The 20,389-nt window shown below is 37.8% G+C and carries 19 protein-coding genes; 7 read left to right on the top strand and 12 right to left on the bottom strand.

The features are described 5' to 3' along the window. Positions 1–59: 59 nt before the first annotated feature. The 10 genes from AC27E9_RS09970 to rpsB form a co-directional block, all read right to left on the bottom strand. Complete coding sequence (locus tag AC27E9_RS09970) at positions 60–578, bottom strand: OmpH/Skp family outer membrane protein (RefSeq protein ID WP_487129713.1); 519 nt, start codon at positions 576–578, stop codon at positions 60–62. Positions 579–728: 150 nt separating this feature from the next. Further along, the gene (gene bamA, locus AC27E9_RS09965; RefSeq protein WP_487129711.1) at positions 729–3,203 is read right to left on the bottom strand and encodes an outer membrane protein assembly factor BamA; all 2,475 of its coding nucleotides are present in this window, start codon (positions 3,201–3,203) and stop codon (positions 729–731) included. 28 nt (positions 3,204–3,231) lie between these two features. Further along, positions 3,232–4,587, bottom strand: coding sequence for a sigma E protease regulator RseP (rseP, locus tag AC27E9_RS09960; protein ID WP_487129710.1), 1,356 nt, complete (start codon positions 4,585–4,587; stop codon positions 3,232–3,234). A gap of 9 nt (positions 4,588–4,596) precedes the next feature. After that, a complete protein-coding gene (gene ispC, locus AC27E9_RS09955) occupies positions 4,597–5,808 on the bottom strand; it encodes a 1-deoxy-D-xylulose-5-phosphate reductoisomerase (protein WP_487130054.1) in 1,212 nt (403 codons plus the stop codon). Positions 5,809–5,819: 11 nt separating this feature from the next. After that, on the bottom strand, positions 5,820–6,686 hold the full coding sequence (locus AC27E9_RS09950; RefSeq protein WP_487129708.1) for a phosphatidate cytidylyltransferase: 867 nt from the start codon (positions 6,684–6,686) through the stop codon (positions 5,820–5,822). Positions 6,687–6,718: 32 nt separating this feature from the next. Continuing rightward, complete coding sequence (uppS, locus tag AC27E9_RS09945; RefSeq protein ID WP_487129706.1) at positions 6,719–7,483, bottom strand: undecaprenyl pyrophosphate synthase; 765 nt, start codon at positions 7,481–7,483, stop codon at positions 6,719–6,721. Between the two features lie 105 nt (positions 7,484–7,588). Beyond that, entirely contained in the window at positions 7,589–8,146 is a 558-nt protein-coding gene (gene frr / locus AC27E9_RS09940) for a ribosome recycling factor (RefSeq protein ID WP_487129704.1), read from the bottom strand. A gap of 20 nt (positions 8,147–8,166) precedes the next feature. Then, entirely contained in the window at positions 8,167–8,907 is a 741-nt protein-coding gene (pyrH, locus tag AC27E9_RS09935) for a UMP kinase (RefSeq protein ID WP_487129703.1), read from the bottom strand. 271 nt (positions 8,908–9,178) lie between these two features. Beyond that, complete coding sequence (gene tsf / locus AC27E9_RS09930) at positions 9,179–10,015, bottom strand: translation elongation factor Ts (RefSeq protein ID WP_487129701.1); 837 nt, start codon at positions 10,013–10,015, stop codon at positions 9,179–9,181. Positions 10,016–10,106: 91 nt separating this feature from the next. After that, positions 10,107–10,835: a 30S ribosomal protein S2 gene (gene rpsB / locus AC27E9_RS09925; protein WP_487129699.1), complete on the bottom strand. Its 729-nt coding sequence runs from the start codon at positions 10,833–10,835 to the stop codon at positions 10,107–10,109. A gap of 362 nt (positions 10,836–11,197) precedes the next feature. Between rpsB and AC27E9_RS09920 the strand changes: the two genes are divergently transcribed. From AC27E9_RS09920 to AC27E9_RS09900, 5 genes are all read left to right on the top strand, one after another. After that, positions 11,198–11,824: a hypothetical protein gene (locus tag AC27E9_RS09920; protein WP_487129697.1), complete on the top strand. Its 627-nt coding sequence runs from the start codon at positions 11,198–11,200 to the stop codon at positions 11,822–11,824. Positions 11,825–12,162: 338 nt separating this feature from the next. Further along, positions 12,163–12,951 (top strand): type I methionyl aminopeptidase, encoded by a 789-nt coding sequence (gene map / locus AC27E9_RS09915; RefSeq protein ID WP_487129695.1) that lies wholly within the window; start codon positions 12,163–12,165, stop codon positions 12,949–12,951. 94 nt (positions 12,952–13,045) lie between these two features. Then, entirely contained in the window at positions 13,046–15,670 is a 2,625-nt protein-coding gene (gene glnD, locus AC27E9_RS09910) for a [protein-PII] uridylyltransferase (protein ID WP_487129693.1), read from the top strand. Between the two features lie 29 nt (positions 15,671–15,699). Then, on the top strand, positions 15,700–16,530 hold the full coding sequence (gene dapD / locus AC27E9_RS09905) for a 2,3,4,5-tetrahydropyridine-2,6-dicarboxylate N-succinyltransferase (protein WP_487129691.1): 831 nt from the start codon (positions 15,700–15,702) through the stop codon (positions 16,528–16,530). 323 nt (positions 16,531–16,853) lie between these two features. Next, positions 16,854–17,195 carry a hypothetical protein gene (locus AC27E9_RS09900; RefSeq protein WP_487129689.1) on the top strand — a complete coding sequence of 114 codons (342 nt, stop codon included), beginning with the start codon at positions 16,854–16,856 and terminating at the stop codon, positions 17,193–17,195. Positions 17,196–17,206: 11 nt separating this feature from the next. Here the strand turns inward: AC27E9_RS09900 and truC are convergent, their stop codons facing one another. Both truC and AC27E9_RS09890 read right to left on the bottom strand, forming a co-directional pair. Continuing rightward, positions 17,207–17,968, bottom strand: coding sequence for a tRNA pseudouridine(65) synthase TruC (gene truC / locus AC27E9_RS09895; RefSeq protein WP_487129688.1), 762 nt, complete (start codon positions 17,966–17,968; stop codon positions 17,207–17,209). A gap of 1 nt (position 17,969) precedes the next feature. Beyond that, positions 17,970–18,341: a YqcC family protein gene (locus AC27E9_RS09890; protein ID WP_487129686.1), complete on the bottom strand. Its 372-nt coding sequence runs from the start codon at positions 18,339–18,341 to the stop codon at positions 17,970–17,972. A 109-nt stretch (positions 18,342–18,450) separates the two neighbouring features. Between AC27E9_RS09890 and AC27E9_RS09885 the strand changes: the two genes are divergently transcribed. Then, positions 18,451–19,491 (top strand): DUF3549 family protein, encoded by a 1,041-nt coding sequence (locus AC27E9_RS09885; RefSeq protein ID WP_487129684.1) that lies wholly within the window; start codon positions 18,451–18,453, stop codon positions 19,489–19,491. 8 nt (positions 19,492–19,499) lie between these two features. Continuing rightward, positions 19,500–19,802 carry a DUF3301 domain-containing protein gene (locus AC27E9_RS09880; RefSeq protein WP_487129682.1) on the top strand — a complete coding sequence of 101 codons (303 nt, stop codon included), beginning with the start codon at positions 19,500–19,502 and terminating at the stop codon, positions 19,800–19,802. Positions 19,803–20,389: the final 587 nt, after the last annotated feature.

Genomic DNA, 20,389 nt, shown 5'->3' with positions numbered 1-20,389 from the left:
AAATAATATGCATTTGAGATAAGAAAGGCTTCTATACCTCAAACTAAAACAGCTAAAAACTATTTAAGTTTACTAACTTGTTCTACAACTTTGTCAGTAATAGTGCTATCTGGCTTAGAATAAACCACAGCACTTTGTTCAAGTACTAAATCATAATCACCTTTAGCTGCAATGTTATCAATAGCTTGACGAACTAACGCAATAATTTTATTAGTTTCTTCATTTTTGCGAACACCAGTTTTTTGTTGAAACTCCTTACCTTTAGTTTGATATTCTTGAAAAAGCGTACCAATTTTAGCATCTAAGTCTTCAATTTCTTTTGCGCTCATTAACGAACCGTCACGCTTCTTTTTTTCTTGATTATATTTAATATCTTGTTCAAGCTGCGCCAATACCGCTTTGGCATCTTTGAACTCTTCTTCCAAGCTTTTCATTACTGCAGCTGTTTGAGGAATTTTTCCCATGATTTCTTGAAAATTTACTACTGCTATTTTTTGATCTGCCGCCATCGCAGAACTTGCTAATAATAAGCTTGATGCTGCCGTTGTCATTGCGATAGATTTAATCAATTTTTTCAATTTTTACTCCTAAAATATTTTCTAATATTTTTACTTTTATTTTGTTATGCGGTAGTTATACCGTCTCATGTAGTTTGGTTCAAGCGTAAAACGAAAAAGCCTAGCTTTTTCGTTATCAATCAGGCGTTGATTAACTATAAATCAATAAATCTAAAAGGTTTGACCAATGTTAAAACTGAAGAACTCAGTATCGTCACCTTCTTCTTCTTTCAATGTTTTCGCAAAACTAAAAATCATAGGTCCCATGGGAGATAGCCATTGCACAGATAAACCCGCAGACGCTCGATAACGGCCGACATCGGAATAATCGGCAATTTTTTCAAATTCAGCCGCTGCTAAATCCTCATAATCACTTAAATGGAATTCGGTATCCCAAACATTACCTGCATCAATAAAAATACTTGAACGAACACTATTACTATAGCCTTCATCTAAAAATGGTGTCGGCACAATTAGCTCTATGCCTGCTAACGCTATAGCATTACCACCGACTGAGCGAGTTGAGGTTTGAATAAAGTCATGATCTGGCCCTAAGCAACACCCTGCACCTGAACCTACTGGATCTGGAGAGCCAGGGATAGGCGTAGGATAGCGATAAATAGCTCTTGGGCCTACTATATTCGACTCAAAGCCTCGTAATGTGCCTGAACCACCTGCCCTAAAGTTCTCCCAAAATGGCAAAACTTGGTCATTACCATCTACTGTGCCATAACCATTACCATAACCTAATTGGAATTTAGTTAAGACCGTCCAACGCTGGTCGCGAGTCAAAGGAAAATACCATTTAGTATCTAAATTAATTTTAAAATAATTAACATCAGAATTAGGCGTGGTCATTTTGTACGATAAGCTCTGCTGCGAGCCATCAGTCGGGAATGTACCTCTATTCAATGTTGTTCGCGAAATACTTGCACTTAAATCAAAACTCTTAAAGTCTAAACTCCCATCTGGGTCGTTAGGATCTGAATATAACTCATAAAATTTTTGTATTTGCTCGTAACTCTGTAATCGTGTAATACCGTTACTTTTATAACCGACACCAAAGTTCAAGCGCACGTATTCATTAATAGGAAAACCTAACGATAACCCAACACCATAAGTTTTATTATTGTATTCAACTAAGTTTGCGTTACCAGCATCAAACTCTTGATAAAAAATATTTCCACCTAATGAAACACCATCAACAGTAAAATAAGGGTCTGTGTATGAAACATTAGCGCTTTTCGAATAACTCGATGTATTAATGCTAAAACCTAAGCGATTACCTGTACCTAAAAAGTTATTTTGCTGAACACCAGCATTTAAACTTAACTGAGTAGTTGAACCATAACCAATACCAGCAGTAAATGAACCTGACGGTTGCTCTTTAACTTCAAAATCAATATCAACTAAATCATCTTCACCCGGTAACTGATTAGTTTCAAATTCAACAGTTTCCATATAGGGTAATCGTTGAACCCAAGCTTTTGAGCCTTCAACTAGTGTATTTGATAGCCAAGCGCCTTCCATTTGTCGCATCTCACGACGTAATACATGTTCAGCTGTAACATGATTACCTTTAAAATTAATACGGTTAACATAAACTCGCTTGCCAGGATCGACCGATAGCACTAATTTAACCGTTTTGTCTTCTTCGTTAATTTCTGGAATAGTAACTACTTTTGGATAAGCGTAGCCATATCGACCTAAAAACTTACTAATGAGCTCTTCAGAGTATGTAACTAATGCACCGTTATATAACTCTTCAGTCTTAATTGGGGTTATTCTGCGTATGGTTTCTTCAAACCCTGCCATATTACCAACAAAATCGACCTCACTAACGGTATAAACTTCCCCTTCAGTCACATTTAAAGAAATATAAACCGCTTTTTTATCAGGAGTCATTGACACTTGTGTAGAGTCAACCTTGTATTTTAAGTAGCCGCGATCAAGGTAATAACTTTTAATCGTTTCCATATCACCCTGCAAAGTTTGCTTTTGATAACGATCTTGCGCCATAAAATCCCACCAAGGTGAGTCATAGGTTAGCTCAATACGCTCAAGTAACTCTGCGTCAGAGAATTTTTCATTGCCGACGATATTAATTTGCTCTATAGCGGCTGCATCACCTTCATTAAAGGTAAAGTTGATATTCACTCGATTTCGCGGTAAATGTGTTACTTCAGCTTTTACATCAGCATTATATTTACCGACACTGTGGTAAAAATCTTCTAAACCTGTTTCGATACCTGAAATAACTGTCATATCCAATGTTTCACCAACACGAATATCACTACCGTCCAAGCTTTCGGTTAACTGTTCTTCTTTTAAGTCTTTATTGCCATCGAAAGTAATCGCACTAATCGTTTCTCTTTCTCGAACACGATATATAACAGTATTTCCATCACGAGAAACTGCAACATCACTAAAGTGACCCGATTTATACAGAGCCTTTATCGATTGAGAAACGCGAAATTCGTTTAACTGGTCACCAACATTGAAAGGAATATGTGTCAATGCAGCGCCTAAAGCAACCCGTTGTAAACCTTTAACTTCAATATCTTCAACTTGAAAATCTTCAGCTGCTTGAACGGTTGTTCCCAAACTACCTAATAATACCGCCAGGGCAATTTTTTTAATAATCATAAATATTAACTTTGTATACTTCTTCTAGTTATAATCGCGATAAGTCGTTAAATATGGCGATACTCATCAAGCTTAGTAGCGCTATAGTACCAAATTTAAAACCTATTTCTTGTATTTTTTCAGGTACGGGCTTTCCAGTAAAAAGCTCTATAAAATAATAAAATAAGTGCCCACCATCAAGTACAGGTAGAGGCAAAAGGTTAATAATGCCGAGGTTGATACTAATTAAAGCTAGAAAGCCCAAGAAGTAGACAAAACCATACCCTGCACTATTACCTGCTCCTTGAGCGATAGATATAGGCCCGCTTAAATTTTTAACTGATACATCGCCAGTAATAAGTTTGCCGATCATATCGAAACTTAATACCACCAAATTCCATGTCTTGTTTACACTTTCACCAATCGCCGACACTGGGCCATATGATTGTTCAAATAAATATTTTTTCGGATAAGGTTCAGATGCCGGCTGAATACCTAAAAAACCGACTTGCTTGTCTTTAACTTCTCTTGCTTCTGGCTTAACCACAAGCTCCAGTAACTTTCCTGCCCTCAACACCGTAACTGTAACATTTTGCTCTGGGTAGTTTTTTACTTGCTGAGAAAATGTTTGCCAATTGCCATTGATACTTTGTCCCGCAATTGTAATAAGCTCATCATCAACCTTTAAACCACCTTTTTCAGCTGGAGTACCAGTACCAACTACAGCAATTTTTGCATGAACTTGTGCTCGAAAAGGTTTTATCCCTAAGCTTGCAATTGCTGACTCTTTATCAGGTGAAAAGTGCCATGCTTTAGTATCGAGATAATAATCCTTAGTAGAGACACTATTCTCAGGTCTAACAGTTAAAAGTATTTCTTCATCACCAATAGCACTAACCAAAGCTAAATTCACATCTTGCCAGTCTTTAGTCGGTTGTTGTGCAATAGCGATTATTTCACTATTAAGTGGCAGAGATGTTTTTTCAGCAATTGAATTTACCTCAACCTGACCAATAATGGGTTTAACACTAGGAACACCAATAAGAAACATGAGATAAAAAGCAAAAATAGCAAAAGCAAAATTAGCAAATGGGCCAGCGGCAATAATCGCAATACGTTGATAAACAGACTTACTATTAAACGTTCGGTCAGCCTTATCTTCGGCAACGTCATCAACTCGACTATCAAGCATTTTAACGTAGCCCCCTAATGGAATCGCGGCTATTACAAACTCGGTACCATATTTATCATATTTTCGCCAAAGCACTTTACCAAAGCCGACCGAAAAACGCTCAACTTCAACACCGTTTTTGCGAGCTACCCAAAAGTGTCCGTACTCATGAACGGTAATTAACACCCCAAGAGCAACAATAAATGATGCTAAATTCCATAAAACGTCTAACATACTGCCACTTTATTCAAGCCCTAAGGTTTCGTTATTTTCTAGTAAAGCTTGCGCAAATGCTCTGACCTTACCATCTAATGTAATAACATCTTCAATTGTTATCACCTCTTCTGAGACAAATTTATTCACAGAAGTTTCATTTATTTTTGCAATATCAGTGAATTTAATTTTTTCGCTTAAAAATGCGTCAACAGCAATTTCATTCGCAGCGTTCAATGCTGTGCAGGCACCTTGGCCTTGTTTACATGCTTTAATGGCTAATTTCAGGTTGGGGTACTTTATAAAGTCAACATCTTGAAATTCAAATGATTTAATTGAAAAGAAATCTAACGGTGCAACACCAGATTCTATGCGCTCAGGAAAACTTAAAGCATGGGCTATTGGTGTACGCATATCAGGATTACCCATTTGCGCTAAAACTGAGCCATCTTTATATTGTACCATTGAGTGAATGGTACTTTGTGGATGCAATACCACTTGAATATCTTCTGGCTCAACATTAAACAACCACTTAGCTTCAATAAACTCCAAACCTTTATTCATCATAGTGGCAGAATCAACAGAGATTTTTCTGCCCATATCCCAATTAGGATGAGCACAGGCCTGTGCAGGTGTTACATTGACTAATTTGTCATTATCCCAGGTTCTAAAAGGGCCGCCTGAGCCCGTTAATAGAATTTTACTAATACCGTCGTTATTTAAGTCACAATATCCGGGCTGTTGTTGAGCACTAATAGGTAAGCACTGAAATATTGCATTATGTTCACTGTCTATTGGTAAGAGCTGAGCACCAGACTGTTTAACCGCTTCGATAAAAATCGCACCTGAGGTCACCAGCGCCTCTTTATTGGCCAAAAGTACCTTTTTCCCAGCATCAACTGCCGCTAAGGTCGGTAACAAACCAGAGGCGCCAACAATTGCCGCCATAACGGTGTTTGTAGCTGCGGAGCTTGCAATATTTTCAAGTGCGGCATGGCCTGATAAAACTTTAATATGCTCAAGCTTGTGTTCTGCTAATTTAGCAGAAAGTTCTCTAGCGTGCTTTGCAGATACCATTACCACAACTTCAGGGTGAAACTCTACACACTGCTCAAACATTAACCCAACGCTCGCATTGGCTGATAAGCTAACAACATCAAATTTTTCAGGATGTAATCTCACAACCTCGAGTGTACTTTTACCAATTGAACCGGTAGAGCCCAAAATACACAGTTTTTGTATTTGCATTTATATTACCAACCTAAATACGCGTAACACAATGCATAAATTGGCGCTGTCGCTGTCAAGCTGTCAATACGATCCAGCACACCGCCGTGGCCTGGCAATATTGAGCCACTATCTTTAACTCCAGCTTGGCGTTTAAACATGCTTTCGTTTAAATCCCCCAACACTGAAATAGTGGTAATTAAAATCGTCACAGGAATAACAACACTAAATTGTTCCATGTTCCAACCAATAAAATACCCTGCTAACAACACCATTATACAGGCAAATAAAACGCCACCGAGAAAGCCTTCAAGAGTTTTTCCTGGGCTAACATTCGGCATTAACTTTCGTTTACCAATTGATTTACCAACGAAATATGCGCCTATATCAGCACTCCATACCATTAAAAATAAAAACATTAATAATTGCGCACCGTGATAACTGTCGATCGCGTAATCACTACTTCTTAGCACCATAAACGCCAACCAAGTAGGCACTAAAGTTAACCAACCAAAAACACCTCTAACCGAGCGATGACTGGACCAAAACTTACTACATCTAGGATATAAAAATGTAAGCCCTGCCGATAATAACCACCAAGCAACAGCAAGCCATAAAACAATGTTAACTTGGCTTAGTAATAACTTAGGAGCCTGCCATAATTGCTCTATTGGTAGCATGTACCATAAAGCTCCAATGAGTGAAACTGAAACGCCAACAAACGCTAAGCGACGACGCTTATTCGCAAAACCCATTAACGGGCCCCATTCCCATGCACCTATTGCCATAACCACTAAAATAACAGCGGCAAAATTAGTTAGCGATAAATAGAAAATTGCCCAAATTGCTGCGGGGGCAAGTAATAAAGCGGTAATTATACGTTGTATTAACAAACGGAAATCCTTAAATAACAGTAGTTTTTATTTTAATTATTAGTTACTTGTTCGCCAGTTTGACCAAAACGTCGCTCTCGAGAATCAAAGAGTGATATTGCTTTAGTAAACTCTTCTTCATTAAAATCTGGCCATAACACTTCGGTGAAATAAAATTCTGCGTATGCGGCTTGCCATAAAAGAAAATTACTTATACGAAAATCGCCGCCGGTTCGAATTAACAAGTCAAGCTCAGGTAGTCCCGCCAAACTAGTATGTTCATTCAAAGATTCTTCAGTAATATCTTCGCTACTCATTTCATCTCGAGCAACTTTTTCGGCTAATTGTTTCGCGGCATGGGCAATATCCCAACGCCCACCATAATTAGCGGCAATAGATAATACCATGCCAGCATTATTAGCCGTTAAGTCTTCAGAGTTTTTAATCATCTTCTGTAGCTTGTCAGAAAATTTACTCACATCACCTATAACCTGAAACTTTATATCATTTTTATGCAAGCGTTTGACCTCTCGGGTTAATACAAACATAAAAAGATCCATCAACACACTGACTTCAGTTTCAGGCCTTTGCCAATTTTCACTACTAAACGCAAATAAAGTTAATGCTTTGACACCATGCTTGGCGGCTGTTGAAACACTAGCTCTCACAGACTCAACACCCGACTTATGGCCTACAACACGTTTTTTACCACGCAATTGCGCCCAACGACCGTTACCATCCATAATAATCGCAACATGCTGAGGAATTTTCACCACTTCTTCTAACGTTGTCTTTGTTTGTAAATCGGCTGTACTCACATGTTCTCCGCTGTGTACTTTTTTATTTAAACGTTATTTTTAATCTTTATATGCAAAAACGCCGTAGTCATTATCTACGGCGTCGTTGATTAAGCAATGAAAATTTTAGATTTCCATTAATTCCTTTTCTTTACCGCTTAAAACTTCATCAACTTGCTTAATAAATGAATCAGTAATTTTTTGCACTTCATCTTCTGCTTGGTGCATTTCATCATCGCTGATTTCTTTTTCTTTATTTAATGATTTAATATCAGAGTTTGCATCACGGCGAATATTACGGATAGCAACTTTGCCACCTTCTGCTTCACCACGAACCACTTTTACAAGATCTTTACGTCGCTCTTCTGTCAATGCCGGTAAAGGTATACGAATTAACGTACCTTGTGAAGATGGATTTAAGCCTAGATCAGACTTTAAAATAGCTTTTTCTACTGCGCCGATCATACCTTTATCAAACACGGTAATTGCTAACGTACGTGCATCAGGTACGGTGATATTACCAACTTGATTCAATGGTGTGTCCATACCGTAATACTCAACAACAATGTTGTCTAAAAGAGAACGATGAGCACGGCCAGTGCGAACTTTGTTTAAACTAATTTTTAATGACTCAATGCTTTTCGCCATTCTTTCTTGAGCGTCTTGCTTTATTTCGTTTATCACTTTTTTTATTCCTGCAATAATTAATCTAAATTTTCAGCGTGATCGATAGTTGTACCTTCATCGCCACCCATAATAACTGATTTCAACGCACCAGGCTTATTCATATTAAATACACGCAGTGGCATGCTATGATCACGAGCCAAAGTAAATGCAGCTAAATCCATTACTTGTAATTCTTTTTCTAAAACTTCTTGGTATGTTAAATGGCTGTATAGCGTAGCTTCTGGGTTTGCGACTGGGTCTTCAGAATAAATTCCATCAACTTTAGTTGCTTTTAATACTACATCCGCTTCAATTTCAATACCACGTAAACAGGCTGCAGAATCAGTGGTAAAAAACGGGTTACCAGTACCAGCACTAAAAATAACTACACGGCCAGATTTTAGCAAGCTGATTGCTTCTGCCCAGTTATAACGGTCACATACACCGGCTAAGTCGATAGCAGACATTAAACGAGTATTCACAAAAGCACGGTGCAAAGCATCACGCATCGCTAAGCCGTTCATTACAGTAGCTAGCATACCCATTTGGTCACCAACAACTCGGTTCATGCCGGCGTCAGCTAGGCCCTTACCTCGAAATAAGTTACCGCCGCCAATCACAAGGCCAACTTGAATACCCATTTCGATTAATTCTTTAATTTCTTGCGCCATACGATCCAAAATTTTTGGATCTATGCCAAAGCCTTCTTCGCCCATCAGGGCTTCACCACTTAATTTTAAAAGGATTCGACGATAAGTTGGTTTGGGATTGATGCTCATGTAATAAACATTCCTTCAGAATTTTTTAGTTAAAATAGCCAAGGCCTGATCGACCGTAGCTATTTTAATACGTTTAGCGCTTTATCGAAAGCCTAATATGAAAAAAGTCTATGATAGATTGCTCTTATCCTAATGACAGTGATGTAGTTAATGGTCAAATTGCTACTAACAACGCTATTAGTATCACCAAATCATTTTCAGCTTATAAAAAAAGCGCCAAGTGGCGCTTTTTTTTAAGAAAGTTGCTTAAAGCAATAATTCAAAAGATGAATTAGCTTTTAGCTGCAGCAATTTGTGCTTCTACTTCAGCAGCAAAATCTTCTTCTTTCTTCTCGATACCTTCACCAACTTCTAAACGTACGAAGTTAGTAACTGAGATACCTTTCTCAGCTAATACAGCACCAACTGTTTTCTTAGGTTCCATGATGAACGCTTGACCAGTTAAAGAAACTTCACCAGTAAATTTCTTCATACGACCAGTAACCATCTTCTCAGCGATTTCTTCAGGCTTGCCTTCGTTCATCGCCATTTCGATTTGGATGCGCTTTTCATTAGCAACAACATCAGCTGGAACATCTTCTGGAGTTAAGAATTCTGGCTTGCTTGCAGCAACGTGCATTGCAATGTGCTTAAGTGCTTCTGCATCACCTTCACCGGCAACAACAACACCGATAGTAGCACCGTGCTTGTATGAAGCTAACGTAGTACCTTCAACATAAGCTACACGACGAACATTGATGTTTTCACCGATTTTAGTTACTAGTGCAATACGCTCTTCTTCAAACTTAGCTTGTAAATCTTCGATAGAAAGCTTTTCAGCTGCAGCAACATCAGCAACTTTGTTAGCAAATGCTAAGAAGTTGTCATCTTTTGCTACGAAGTCAGTTTGACAGTTAACTTCAACTAACGCGCCATCTTTAATGATGATTTGACCTTCAGCAGCGATGTTACCCGCTTTTTTAGCAGCTTTAGCTTGGCCGTTCTTACGCATGTTTTCAATTGCAAGATCCATATCACCATTAGCTTCTTGTAAAGCTTTTTTACAGTCCATCATGCCCGCAGCTGTGCGTTCACGTAATTCTTTAACTTGTGCAGCAGTAATTGCCATGAGTTATTCCTCAATATATAAAAATGTCAGTAATTGCCACAAACCAATTGGATTGTGGCAATAGCAAAATAAAACGTATTAAAAACTGAAATTATTCAGCTTCAACAAAACCGTCTTTTTCAGCTTGTACTGCGATGTTTTGCTCACGACCTTCAACAACAGCATTTGCAGCTGAGTCTAAGTATAAAGTCACAGCGCGAATCGCATCATCGTTACCTGGAACGATGTAGTCAACGCCATCTGGGTTTGAGTTTGTATCAACTACAGAAATTACTGGAATGCCTAAGTTGTTAGCTTCTTTAATAGAAATGTGCTCGTGATCAGCGTCAATGATGAATAAAACGTCAGGTAAACCACCCATGTTTTTAATACCACCAAGGCTTTTCTCAAGTTTTTCCATTTCACGAGTACGCATTAACGCTTCTTTTTTAGTAAGCGCTTCAAAAGTACCGTCAGAGCTTTGAGCTTCAAGATCTTTAAGACGTTTGATTGATTGACGAACTGTTTTCCAGTTAGTCAACATACCACCTAACCAACGGTGATTTACGTAGAATTGATCACATTTAATTGCTGCTTCTTTTACAGCATCGCTTGCAGCGCGTTTAGTACCTACAAATAAAACTTTACCTTTCTTCGAAGAAACGTTGCTTAATACAGCAAGAGCTTCGTTGAACATAGGTACAGTTTGTTCAAGGTTAATGATATGAACTTTATCGCGAGCGCCAAAAATGTATGATTTCATTTTTGGGTTCCAGTAACGGGTTTTGTGACCGAAGTGAACACCGGCTTTAAGCATATCGCGCATAGAAACGTTTGGCATGTTTTTTCCTTTATGGGGTTAAGCGTTCATACATCCAATATACACGACCCTTATTGCGATTCGCTAAACGCTATATCGCTGAGCACCCCGGGTATACCTTTGCTAGATGTATGTGAGTTTAGTTTTAATGTATTGAATTAATACAATTTAATTCAATACCGGTTAAGGCTAAAAAAGTTTGAAAAAGCAGTTAACACATTAAACAAATAATTTAGCGGCGCACTTTATACCATAATGGGAGTTATTTGACCAGTTTTTTACCTAGCTCACTCCCTTTAAAAAGAAAATATCTATTCAGGGGTAGGATATTTACATGGGGCGCGTTAAAATTAGCACAATATTTATTTTAAAATAGTTATCACATGTCTTCAAATACCCCTAACGCTGAACTTTTCTTTATCTATGACAGCCATTGTCCCTGGAGTTATGCTTCTACAGTGCTTATCGAAAAAGTGTTGAGCGCATACCCTTCTATGACTTTTCGAGCAATGCATATCGGTTACTATGATGGTGACAACAAAGTATCACCAACCACTATTACCGCCGTAGGTGAATTTAGTTCGGTGAAATTTGGGGCTAACTATAAAGAAACACTTAACTACTCAAAAGATTCTACCTTAGTCGCGAATCTAATGGCTTGGGTTCAAAATAAATCTGCTAAATCAGCATTTGAATTAATGACAAAATTACAACACGCGCACTTTGTGTTAGGAAATGAACTAACAGACAGAGACAGCGTAATTGATATCATCGATGAACTTAAGTTGTCACCACCAGCAAAATGTTTACAAGCGAACAAGCTAACTAAAGATGCGGAATTTGCTATACATGATATTATCGAAATTCAAGAACTTATTGGCACACAAGCTATTCCAGCTATGTTACTTGCCTATAATGAAAACTTAGTACTGCTTAATCATAACCTTTATTTGGAAAAGCCAAGTGCAATCATTGATGCAGTTAAACTTGAACTAGAAAACTTATCGTAATGCTATCAAGGTAAATTAGCCTGTAACCTTGGCAAGAACTCAAGTTGCTTGCTTTGAGTATCTAAAATTTACCGATAACTACTACCAAGCAATTTTGGACTTTATTACTGTGTAGAGTCCAAAAGCTCCCCCCAATTATTAACCACATAAATTTCTAATACTTATTTCACTATTTAATTGCCCTATATTGCGCTTTAAATTTGGGAAAAAATCAAAAAACATGTAAAATCGTGAACAATAATTATTTACGCTAGTAGTTAACATATATTGACCCCTTTAAGGCTCTGATGTGTTTCTTTGCACTGGCGACGTTGAAAATATAAGTTCATTGAGGTTTTATGACGATTACGATTAAAGATCCGCAAGAAATTGAGAAAATGAGAGTTGCAGGTAAGCTCGCCGCAGAAGTGTTAGAAATGATTGCTCCTCATGTAAAAGCAGGTGTAACCACAGACGAGTTAAATACCCTTTGTGCCGAATATACTGAGAACGTTCAAAACGCAATTTCTGCACCACTTAATTATCATGGATTTCCAAAATCTATCTGTACCTCAGTGAATCACGTTGTTTGTCATGGTATTCCAAATGATATTCCATTAGTTGACGGTGACATCATCAACATTGACATTACCGTAATTAAAGACGGTTATCACGGCGACACCAGTAAAATGTTTTTCATTGGCGAAACATCAGCTGAAGACAACCGTTTGTGTCGTATCACTCAAGAAGCATTATATTTAGGCCTTAAGAAAGTTAAGCCAGGTAATACTTTTGGTGAAATTGGCACAGCAATTCAAAAATTCATCAAAAAATCAGGTCGCTATTCAATAGTGAAAGAATATTGTGGACACGGTATTGGCAAAGAGTTTCACGAAGAGCCACAAATTGTTCATTATAAAAATAATGATAAAGAAAAAATGCAAGAAGGCATGTGCTTTACTGTCGAGCCGATGATCAACCTAGGTCGTGCAAATACCCTGCTTGATAAAGAAGATAACTGGACGGTTTATACCTTAGATGGTAAAAAATCTGCACAGTGGGAGCATACCGTTGTTGTCACTAGAACCGGCTGTGAAGTACTAACATTGCGTAAAGACGACACTATTCCTAGAATGCTACACAATTAACATTCATCGTTATCTTTCAGTAAATATGTAAACAATGTGGGTTTATTTCCAAAAGGTTTAAACCCTTCAAATGAAATAATAAGAGAGTTTATTTTTGAATAGCGCCCACATTATTCCCGAAAACTTCAGCCTTCCTTTAGCTGTCAGTGCACCATTGTTATCTAGCCAAGAAATTTGCCAGCTAAGCCAAGAGTTTTTACAATGGCAAAAAAGTGAATTTCCCATTAATGAAATCACTTCCCTTGTTGCAGCCAGAGCCTGCTATGTTGATCTAATTTTAACTAAGCTTTGGTGCCAGCACCATTTAGATGAATATCAAATTAGTTTAGTTGCGGTTGGCGGCTATGGCCGACGAGAACTGCACCCTTATTCCGATGTGGATATCTTACTGCTCACTCAAGATATCGTTGAAGATGAGCTGGCCGAGAGCATATCAGCATTTATCACACAATTATGGGACGTAAAACTTGATATTGGTCACAGTGTTCGCAGTATTAAAGAATGTTTAAAGCAAGCGGTTGATGACGTTACCATAGCAACAAATTTAATGGAAATGCGTCAGATATGCGGTAATGAATCTCTGGTATCGCATTTACAACCTCTGTTAAGCGAAGATGTTTTCTGGACCTCAGAGAAGTTCTTTCTAGCAAAACAAAATGAGCAGCTTCAACGTCATAAACAATATCATGGTGCGTCCTATACTTTAGAACCGAACTTAAAAGCAAATCCCGGCGGCCTACGTGATATTCAAACTATTGGCTGGGTAGCAAAACGTCACTTTATGGCAGATACCTTAGAACAACTCGTTGACCATAAATATCTAACTGAAAATGAATTCTTCGAACTTATAGAGTGTCAAGATTACCTCTGGCGTATGCGTTGCGCATTGCACTTTATTGCTGGCCGTAATGAAAATAGATTACTATTTGATTATCAAGCTGATGTTGCCGAACTTATGGGCTTTGGCGATGGTGGTAAGCTAGCCATTGAGCGTATGATGAAACGATTTTTTCGAATTATTTCTCGTATTTCAGAACTTAATAGAATGCTGTTGCAGCATTTTGAATATGCCATTTTAAACAAGAATAAAGAAAACACTGAAATCGCATTAAATGACGATTTCGTCATTATCGACGGGCAAATTAAAGCCCGTAATAAACGTGTATTTACGCGTTCGACGATGATAATGGAATTATTTTTATTAATCGCGCACCACGATGAAATTACCGACTTACATCCAGAAACCTTACGCTTGATGCGAAATGCGCGTCGACGTTTAGTATCAGGTATGATTGACTATGCTCGTTGTCGAGAAATATTTGTTGAACTTGTCAAGCACCCAAAAGGCCTTGGTTTAGCATTTACCTTAATGCATCGTCATTCCATTATTGGTGCATATTTACCACAATGGCGTAATATCGTAGGGCAAATGCAATTCGATTTATTTCATGCCTATTCAGTTGATGAACATAGCTTTCGATTGCTAAAAAACCTCTATCGATTTAGCCAAGCTGAGCACAACGAAGAATACCCATTATGTAGTAAAATAGTGCAACGTGTGCGCAAACCTGAATTACTCTATTTTGCTGGCATATTTCACGATATTGCCAAAGGGCGTGGTGGCGACCATGCAAAATTAGGCGCCATTGATGCGTTAGATTTCGCTAAAGTGCATAAGCTTAACGATCATGATGGTCGTATGATTTCATGGCTGGTTGAACAGCATTTATTAATGTCTGTAACCGCACAGCGTCGTGATATATCTGACCCTGAAGTGATTAAAGCGTTTGCAGAAATAGTTCGCGATGAAGCCCACCTCGACTATTTATATTGCTTAACTGTAGCCGACATGCGGGCAACCAACGAAAGCTTATGGAATAGTTGGAAAGCAAATTTATTGGAAGATTTATATTTTAGTACCAAGCGTGCCTTTAGGCGTGGCTTAGAAAAACCGGTTGATTTAAGGGCAAAAATACGAGAAAACCAGCAATTAGCTCTAGACATTTTACAAGAGCAAGATATCGATCATGCACAGTTACAACAACTGTGGAAAGAATTTAAAGCCGATTACTTTTTACGTTATGCGCCTGAACAAATTGCTTGGCATTTTCAGCATATTGTTCCACATGATAAAACTAAGCCGCTTGTACTGATCAGCCCGAAACCCTATCGTGGTGGTACCGAGGTTTTCGTGTATACCAAAGACAAGCCGCACATATTCTTTAATATGGTGTCACTATTAGGTGCGAAAAAACTCTCAATACATGACGCTAAAGTAACTACTAGCAAAACCGGCTACACCGCCAATACATTTGTGGTTCTGGATAACCATAATCGTGCAATCAATGACAGTGCGCGAGCTGGTGCCTTAGCACGTTCTTTAGGAGCCAATTTAGCATCTGAAAAAAGTCGTATTAAAGCTAAACCATTGGCAAAACGCTTTAAACAATTTAAAGTAAAAACCCAAGTTAGCTTTATTGAAAGTACCACGAAAAATAGTACTATGGTGGAAATTGTTACACTTGACCATCCTGGCCTGCTCGCCAATATAGCCGCTGTTTTTCAAAAAAGTAAGTTACAACTACATTCCGCTAAAATCACCACTTTCGGTGAGAAGGCGGAAGATGTTTTTACCGTATCAAATAGTGACAATCAAGCACTTACCGAAGCGCAAGAGCGAGCATTGGAAGTCATGCTTTACGCAGATAGTCACCAATAAATTAGCCTTGAACCATTAGGAAAATCCAAATGTCAGATTTACAAACAGTTATTGAACAAGCGTTTGAACAGCGTATGAATATTACGCCAGCAAGCGTTACACCAGAAGTTAAGCAAGCAGTACTTGATGCGCTTGCGGCATTAAATAATGGTAGTGCGCGTGTTGCAGAAAAAATTGCTGGTGAGTGGGTTGTACATCAATGGCTTAAAAAAGCAGTATTGCTCTCATTTCGTATTTGGGACAACGAAGTTATCGACGGTGCAGAAAGCAAGTTTTTCGATAAAGTACCAATGAAGTATAGCGACTATAGCCAAGCTGATTTTGAAGCTGATGGTGTTAGAGTTGTTCCTGGTGCTTCAGTTCGAACTGGCACTTATATAGGGAAAAATGTCGTTGTAATGCCAAGTTTTGTCAACATCGGCGCATATGTTGATGAAGGTTGTATGGTTGATGGCTGGGCAACCGTTGGCTCATGTGCACAAATTGGTAAAAATGTGCATTTATCAGGCGGTGTTGGCATAGGTGGCGTACTTGAGCCATTACAAGCAGGTCCAACTATTATTGAAGACAATTGCTTTATTGGTGCCCGTTCAGAGATTGTTGAAGGCGTGGTTATTGAAGAAGGTGCAGTTATTTCAATGGGCGTATACATTGGCCAAAGCACACGTATATTCGACCGTGAAACAGGTGAAACTCATTACGGACGAGTTCCAGCTGGCTCTGTAGTTGTACCAGGCAACTTACCATCAAAATGTGGCAACTACAGCTTATATGCCGCTATTATTGTTAAAAAAGTTGATGCAAAAACTCGCGCTAAAGTAGGTATTAACGCCCTACTTCGTTCAGTTTCTGAAGAATAGCATTTGCCTGTAATAACTTAAGAGTAAATTACCGGTGTAATATTTTAATATCTACATCGGTAAATTTATGAAAAAAGAGTCAACGTTGATTTTTTGACGCTTTATTCCGCAAATAGTATTAACATGTTCTCGCTAAAAAAATTATACTTCTGTAACGAAAACCGCACCAATTAAGTAATTTTTTTCTAGCTAAATTTCTCTTTATAATTAAAAACATAATCAATATTGGTCTATTTCATTAGTCCAAATTAAGGTGTCAAATTTTTAGTTGGCACACCCCTTGCGATAGTGCTTATTAAGTTACTTTAGACACTATTAGCATTATGAAAAAACTACCTTTGATCCTTGTTGTTATTTTAATTACTTTCTTATCAGCCTGTAGCTCTACCTCAAAGGTTGCTGTCGAGAAAAAACCATTAACCTCTGATCATCAATTAATGCTTAGCTTGCTTAACCGCCCTATCACCCAGGACCAACAAATGATGCTAGCATTTGCCAAACAAAGTGATATTTATCAAAATCCATATTTCGTTAATGCTGTTTTAATTAAGGGCGAAAAGAGTACTGATGAAAACAGTGAGACAAACAACACCAGAGTCAAACACAGCTTTAGTCAATTAATTGCGCAAGACTTTAATTCAGTGCGTATAAGTGGCCCAAAATAGCAATATAACAACTAAACACCATCCCAGCCTAATTCACGAAAAGCCTGCTGCCATTGGCTGTCAAATTCAGTACTAATGACAATATTTTGCTCAGTTACGGGATGAGTGAATTTTATTGCTTTTGCAATAAGCATTAATCGTTTAAAACCAAAATGCTGACCAAAAAACGGGTTTTGCTTATTATCACCATAATTAATATCACCAATAATAGGATGACGTAAGTGCGCTAAATGGCGGCGAATTTGATGACGACGACCAGTATGTGGCAGGCATTTAATTAAAGAATAACGAACACTAGGGAATTTCCCTAACGGTATTGGCAAAACAGCTGTTTTTATTGATTGGTAATAGGTTTGAGCACTTTGCGGCTCTTTATCTCGACTGACATTTTTATCACCTAAATCATCTAGCTTTTCTTTTAATGGGTGATCAACTATTCCACTATTTAATAAATGGCCCCGTGTTAACGCATAGTAGGTTTTTTCAATCTTACGATCAGTAAATGCTTGCCCCATAAGACGAGCAACCTCTTGTGTTAACGCAAACAATAATACGCCAGAAGTTGGCCTATCAAGTCGATGTAACGGATAAACATATTGGCCAATTTGATCACGAACTAATTGCAGCGCAAAATAAACTTCATCTTTATCCATAAAACTACGATGAACAAACAAGCCCGCAGGTTTATCAACAGCAACTATGTACTGGTCTTGATATAATATTCTTAGAACTGGCTTTTCAACAATTACCTCACCGGCATTTACTATCGTCATATTAACTCGCACTATTTACGTTTTTTACGTGCCATGTACGGCTAATTTTCGTGTCACTGAGTAATTCATCAATATCAGCAATAGTATCAATTACAACATGTTGTTTTGGGTCGCTAAAGACTTCTTCTGCCATAGGGCTAACTAAAATATTTTGGGGTAATGCTTGTTTTTGTTTTGCCATGGGCGATAAACGAGTAATAAAGATAAACTGCAGCCATTGCTCGAATGTCAAAGTATCGCAGCAAAACGGTTGTGAACTTTGCAGCTGAGAGGCGCTTGGCACTTGCTCACTCCAAAGTTGTGCAACTTTAAGTTCAAATGAAAGCTTTTCGAGTAGTGAAATTAATTGAAAATATGGATTATCGTCAGTCATGGTGTGCTTCCAATTACACGGGATTAGCGGTGGAGTTAAAGCGCTATTATCTCTATAATGGCGCGCTATAACAACTTGTCTAAACCATTTATAGCGATTGCATTACACTATGAGCACAACTCCTGACACCATTTCATCAATTTCTGAGTTACTTAGTTTATCTAATTCTCAATATCGCATTTACGATATTGGCCGCCGAGTTGATAAAATTTCAAGGGATCAATTTGAAAAAATAGAGTCTGCACAATTGCCCTACCCATATCCATCGCAAGGACATGCTTTTTTAGCTATCGCATTTTGGCAAAAAAATTCGATTACGCCGTATTTATGGTTTGTTAAGTTACCTTTAGATGAGCGCGGTTTATTAAACCAAGGGGCACGAAATCACTTTATTGCCATTATTGTTGAAGCGTTAGGAGGTGATTTGTCAGTAAACCCAACTGAGCAGCAAGAGGCGTTATTAAAGAAAAACCCTTATCACTTTACACCGGCGCAATATAAGTTAGCGGCAATAAACAGTATTGTATCTGTGGCATTAAAGCAGCCAGCAAGTAAGTTTTATCAACCGGCATTAAATTACTTATCAGGCAATAATGGCTGGCAGGCATGGCAGGAAATAGGCGTACAAGGTTTATCGGATATTGCAGCGCGATTAAATGATGGTAACAACGTAGAGCTGCTAACAAATGCCATTGAACATTTACCAGAACAAGTGTTAACACCATTATGTACGGCTCTGGAGAACACACAGTTACCGGCAGAACTAATCGCTAAAATTATCGCTTTATATCAAAAAGCACTTAAGGAAAACGAACCAACAATTGCTTTGTCTTTGTTACGAGCACTTGCATCAAGCAGCCAGCACCCTTTTAGTGAAAAGTTTATCAATGGTTTACTCGATAGCGAAGCACTTAATGAAGATACCTTAATTATCATTGCTGGGCGTTTGTGGTCAGCATTAATAAATGAGAGCATTCTTTTTAGCTATTTAGAGCACTTAATAAAAGATGAAGATCATGAATTATTCATGGCAATTTTTAAAGATTTAGTTGCAATACCAACTACCCGCCCATTACTATTGCAAGCATTACGTTCACCGAATCGCAGTGATGCCTTAGCGCAAGCTATTGGTCAACTGTTTAAACATTAAGGGTTAATGTGGAAAATATTTATTATCTATTATTTGTTGCATTATTATTTTGGTATTTCATTTATTTACGCCGTGTATCAGAATATGCTCGCACACATGCCAACAAATACTGTAAACAGGAAAACTTGCAGTTTTTAGCCATTGCTCGCTTATCAAGCAAATTTAGATTTTCCAAACGTTATGGCCCACATTGGGTCAGTCAATTCGATCTGGAATTTAGTGGTGATGGCGAATCAAAATACCATGGTAAAATGACATTACGCGGCTATAAATTAGATAATATTGACACGCCAGCATACCGCGTTAACTAACGGCAACTTTAAAATACAATAATACGGCTATTTACTACTCTACTGCCACTAAACAATATTAAAAATATAGGCAAAGAAAAAGCGACATTACGTCGCTTTTTCTTTTTGAACATTTAATTTGCGCTTGATTTGCTTTTCCTTAGCAAACATTCCATCTAGCTTACTCCATCAGCTTATATTCGCATCCTGCGTATATCCTTATTAAGCAAAATTAAACCTTACAACTTCCTTATTTTTTATGCACTTCCTTATACATCAAGTTAATATGCGTTCCTCGCTATAACTTACTATTAAGAAGTTTCCTTACCTCTTGTCCTCCTGACATGATTAAGTTTACTAAAGTGAGTAATACAAACTAGCCTAATAAAAATATTTTTTCTATACTTATCCTTTTAAAATTCAAGGAGCACAAAAAAACACTTGTATATCAATAAAATAAAAGCAAAACAAATAAAAGACCAGTGTACTTCATCAAGTTCAACGGACAAAGGTTGCAGATATATCTCACAAAAACCAAGCTCATTTACGAAATGTAACGCTTTAACAACAAATAAAAACATCGCAAAATTAAAAAAACAACTCTTTAA

It is taken from the genome of Colwellia meonggei (genome assembly GCF_057537295.1).
This window is presented reverse-complemented; position numbering and strand designations above follow the sequence as displayed.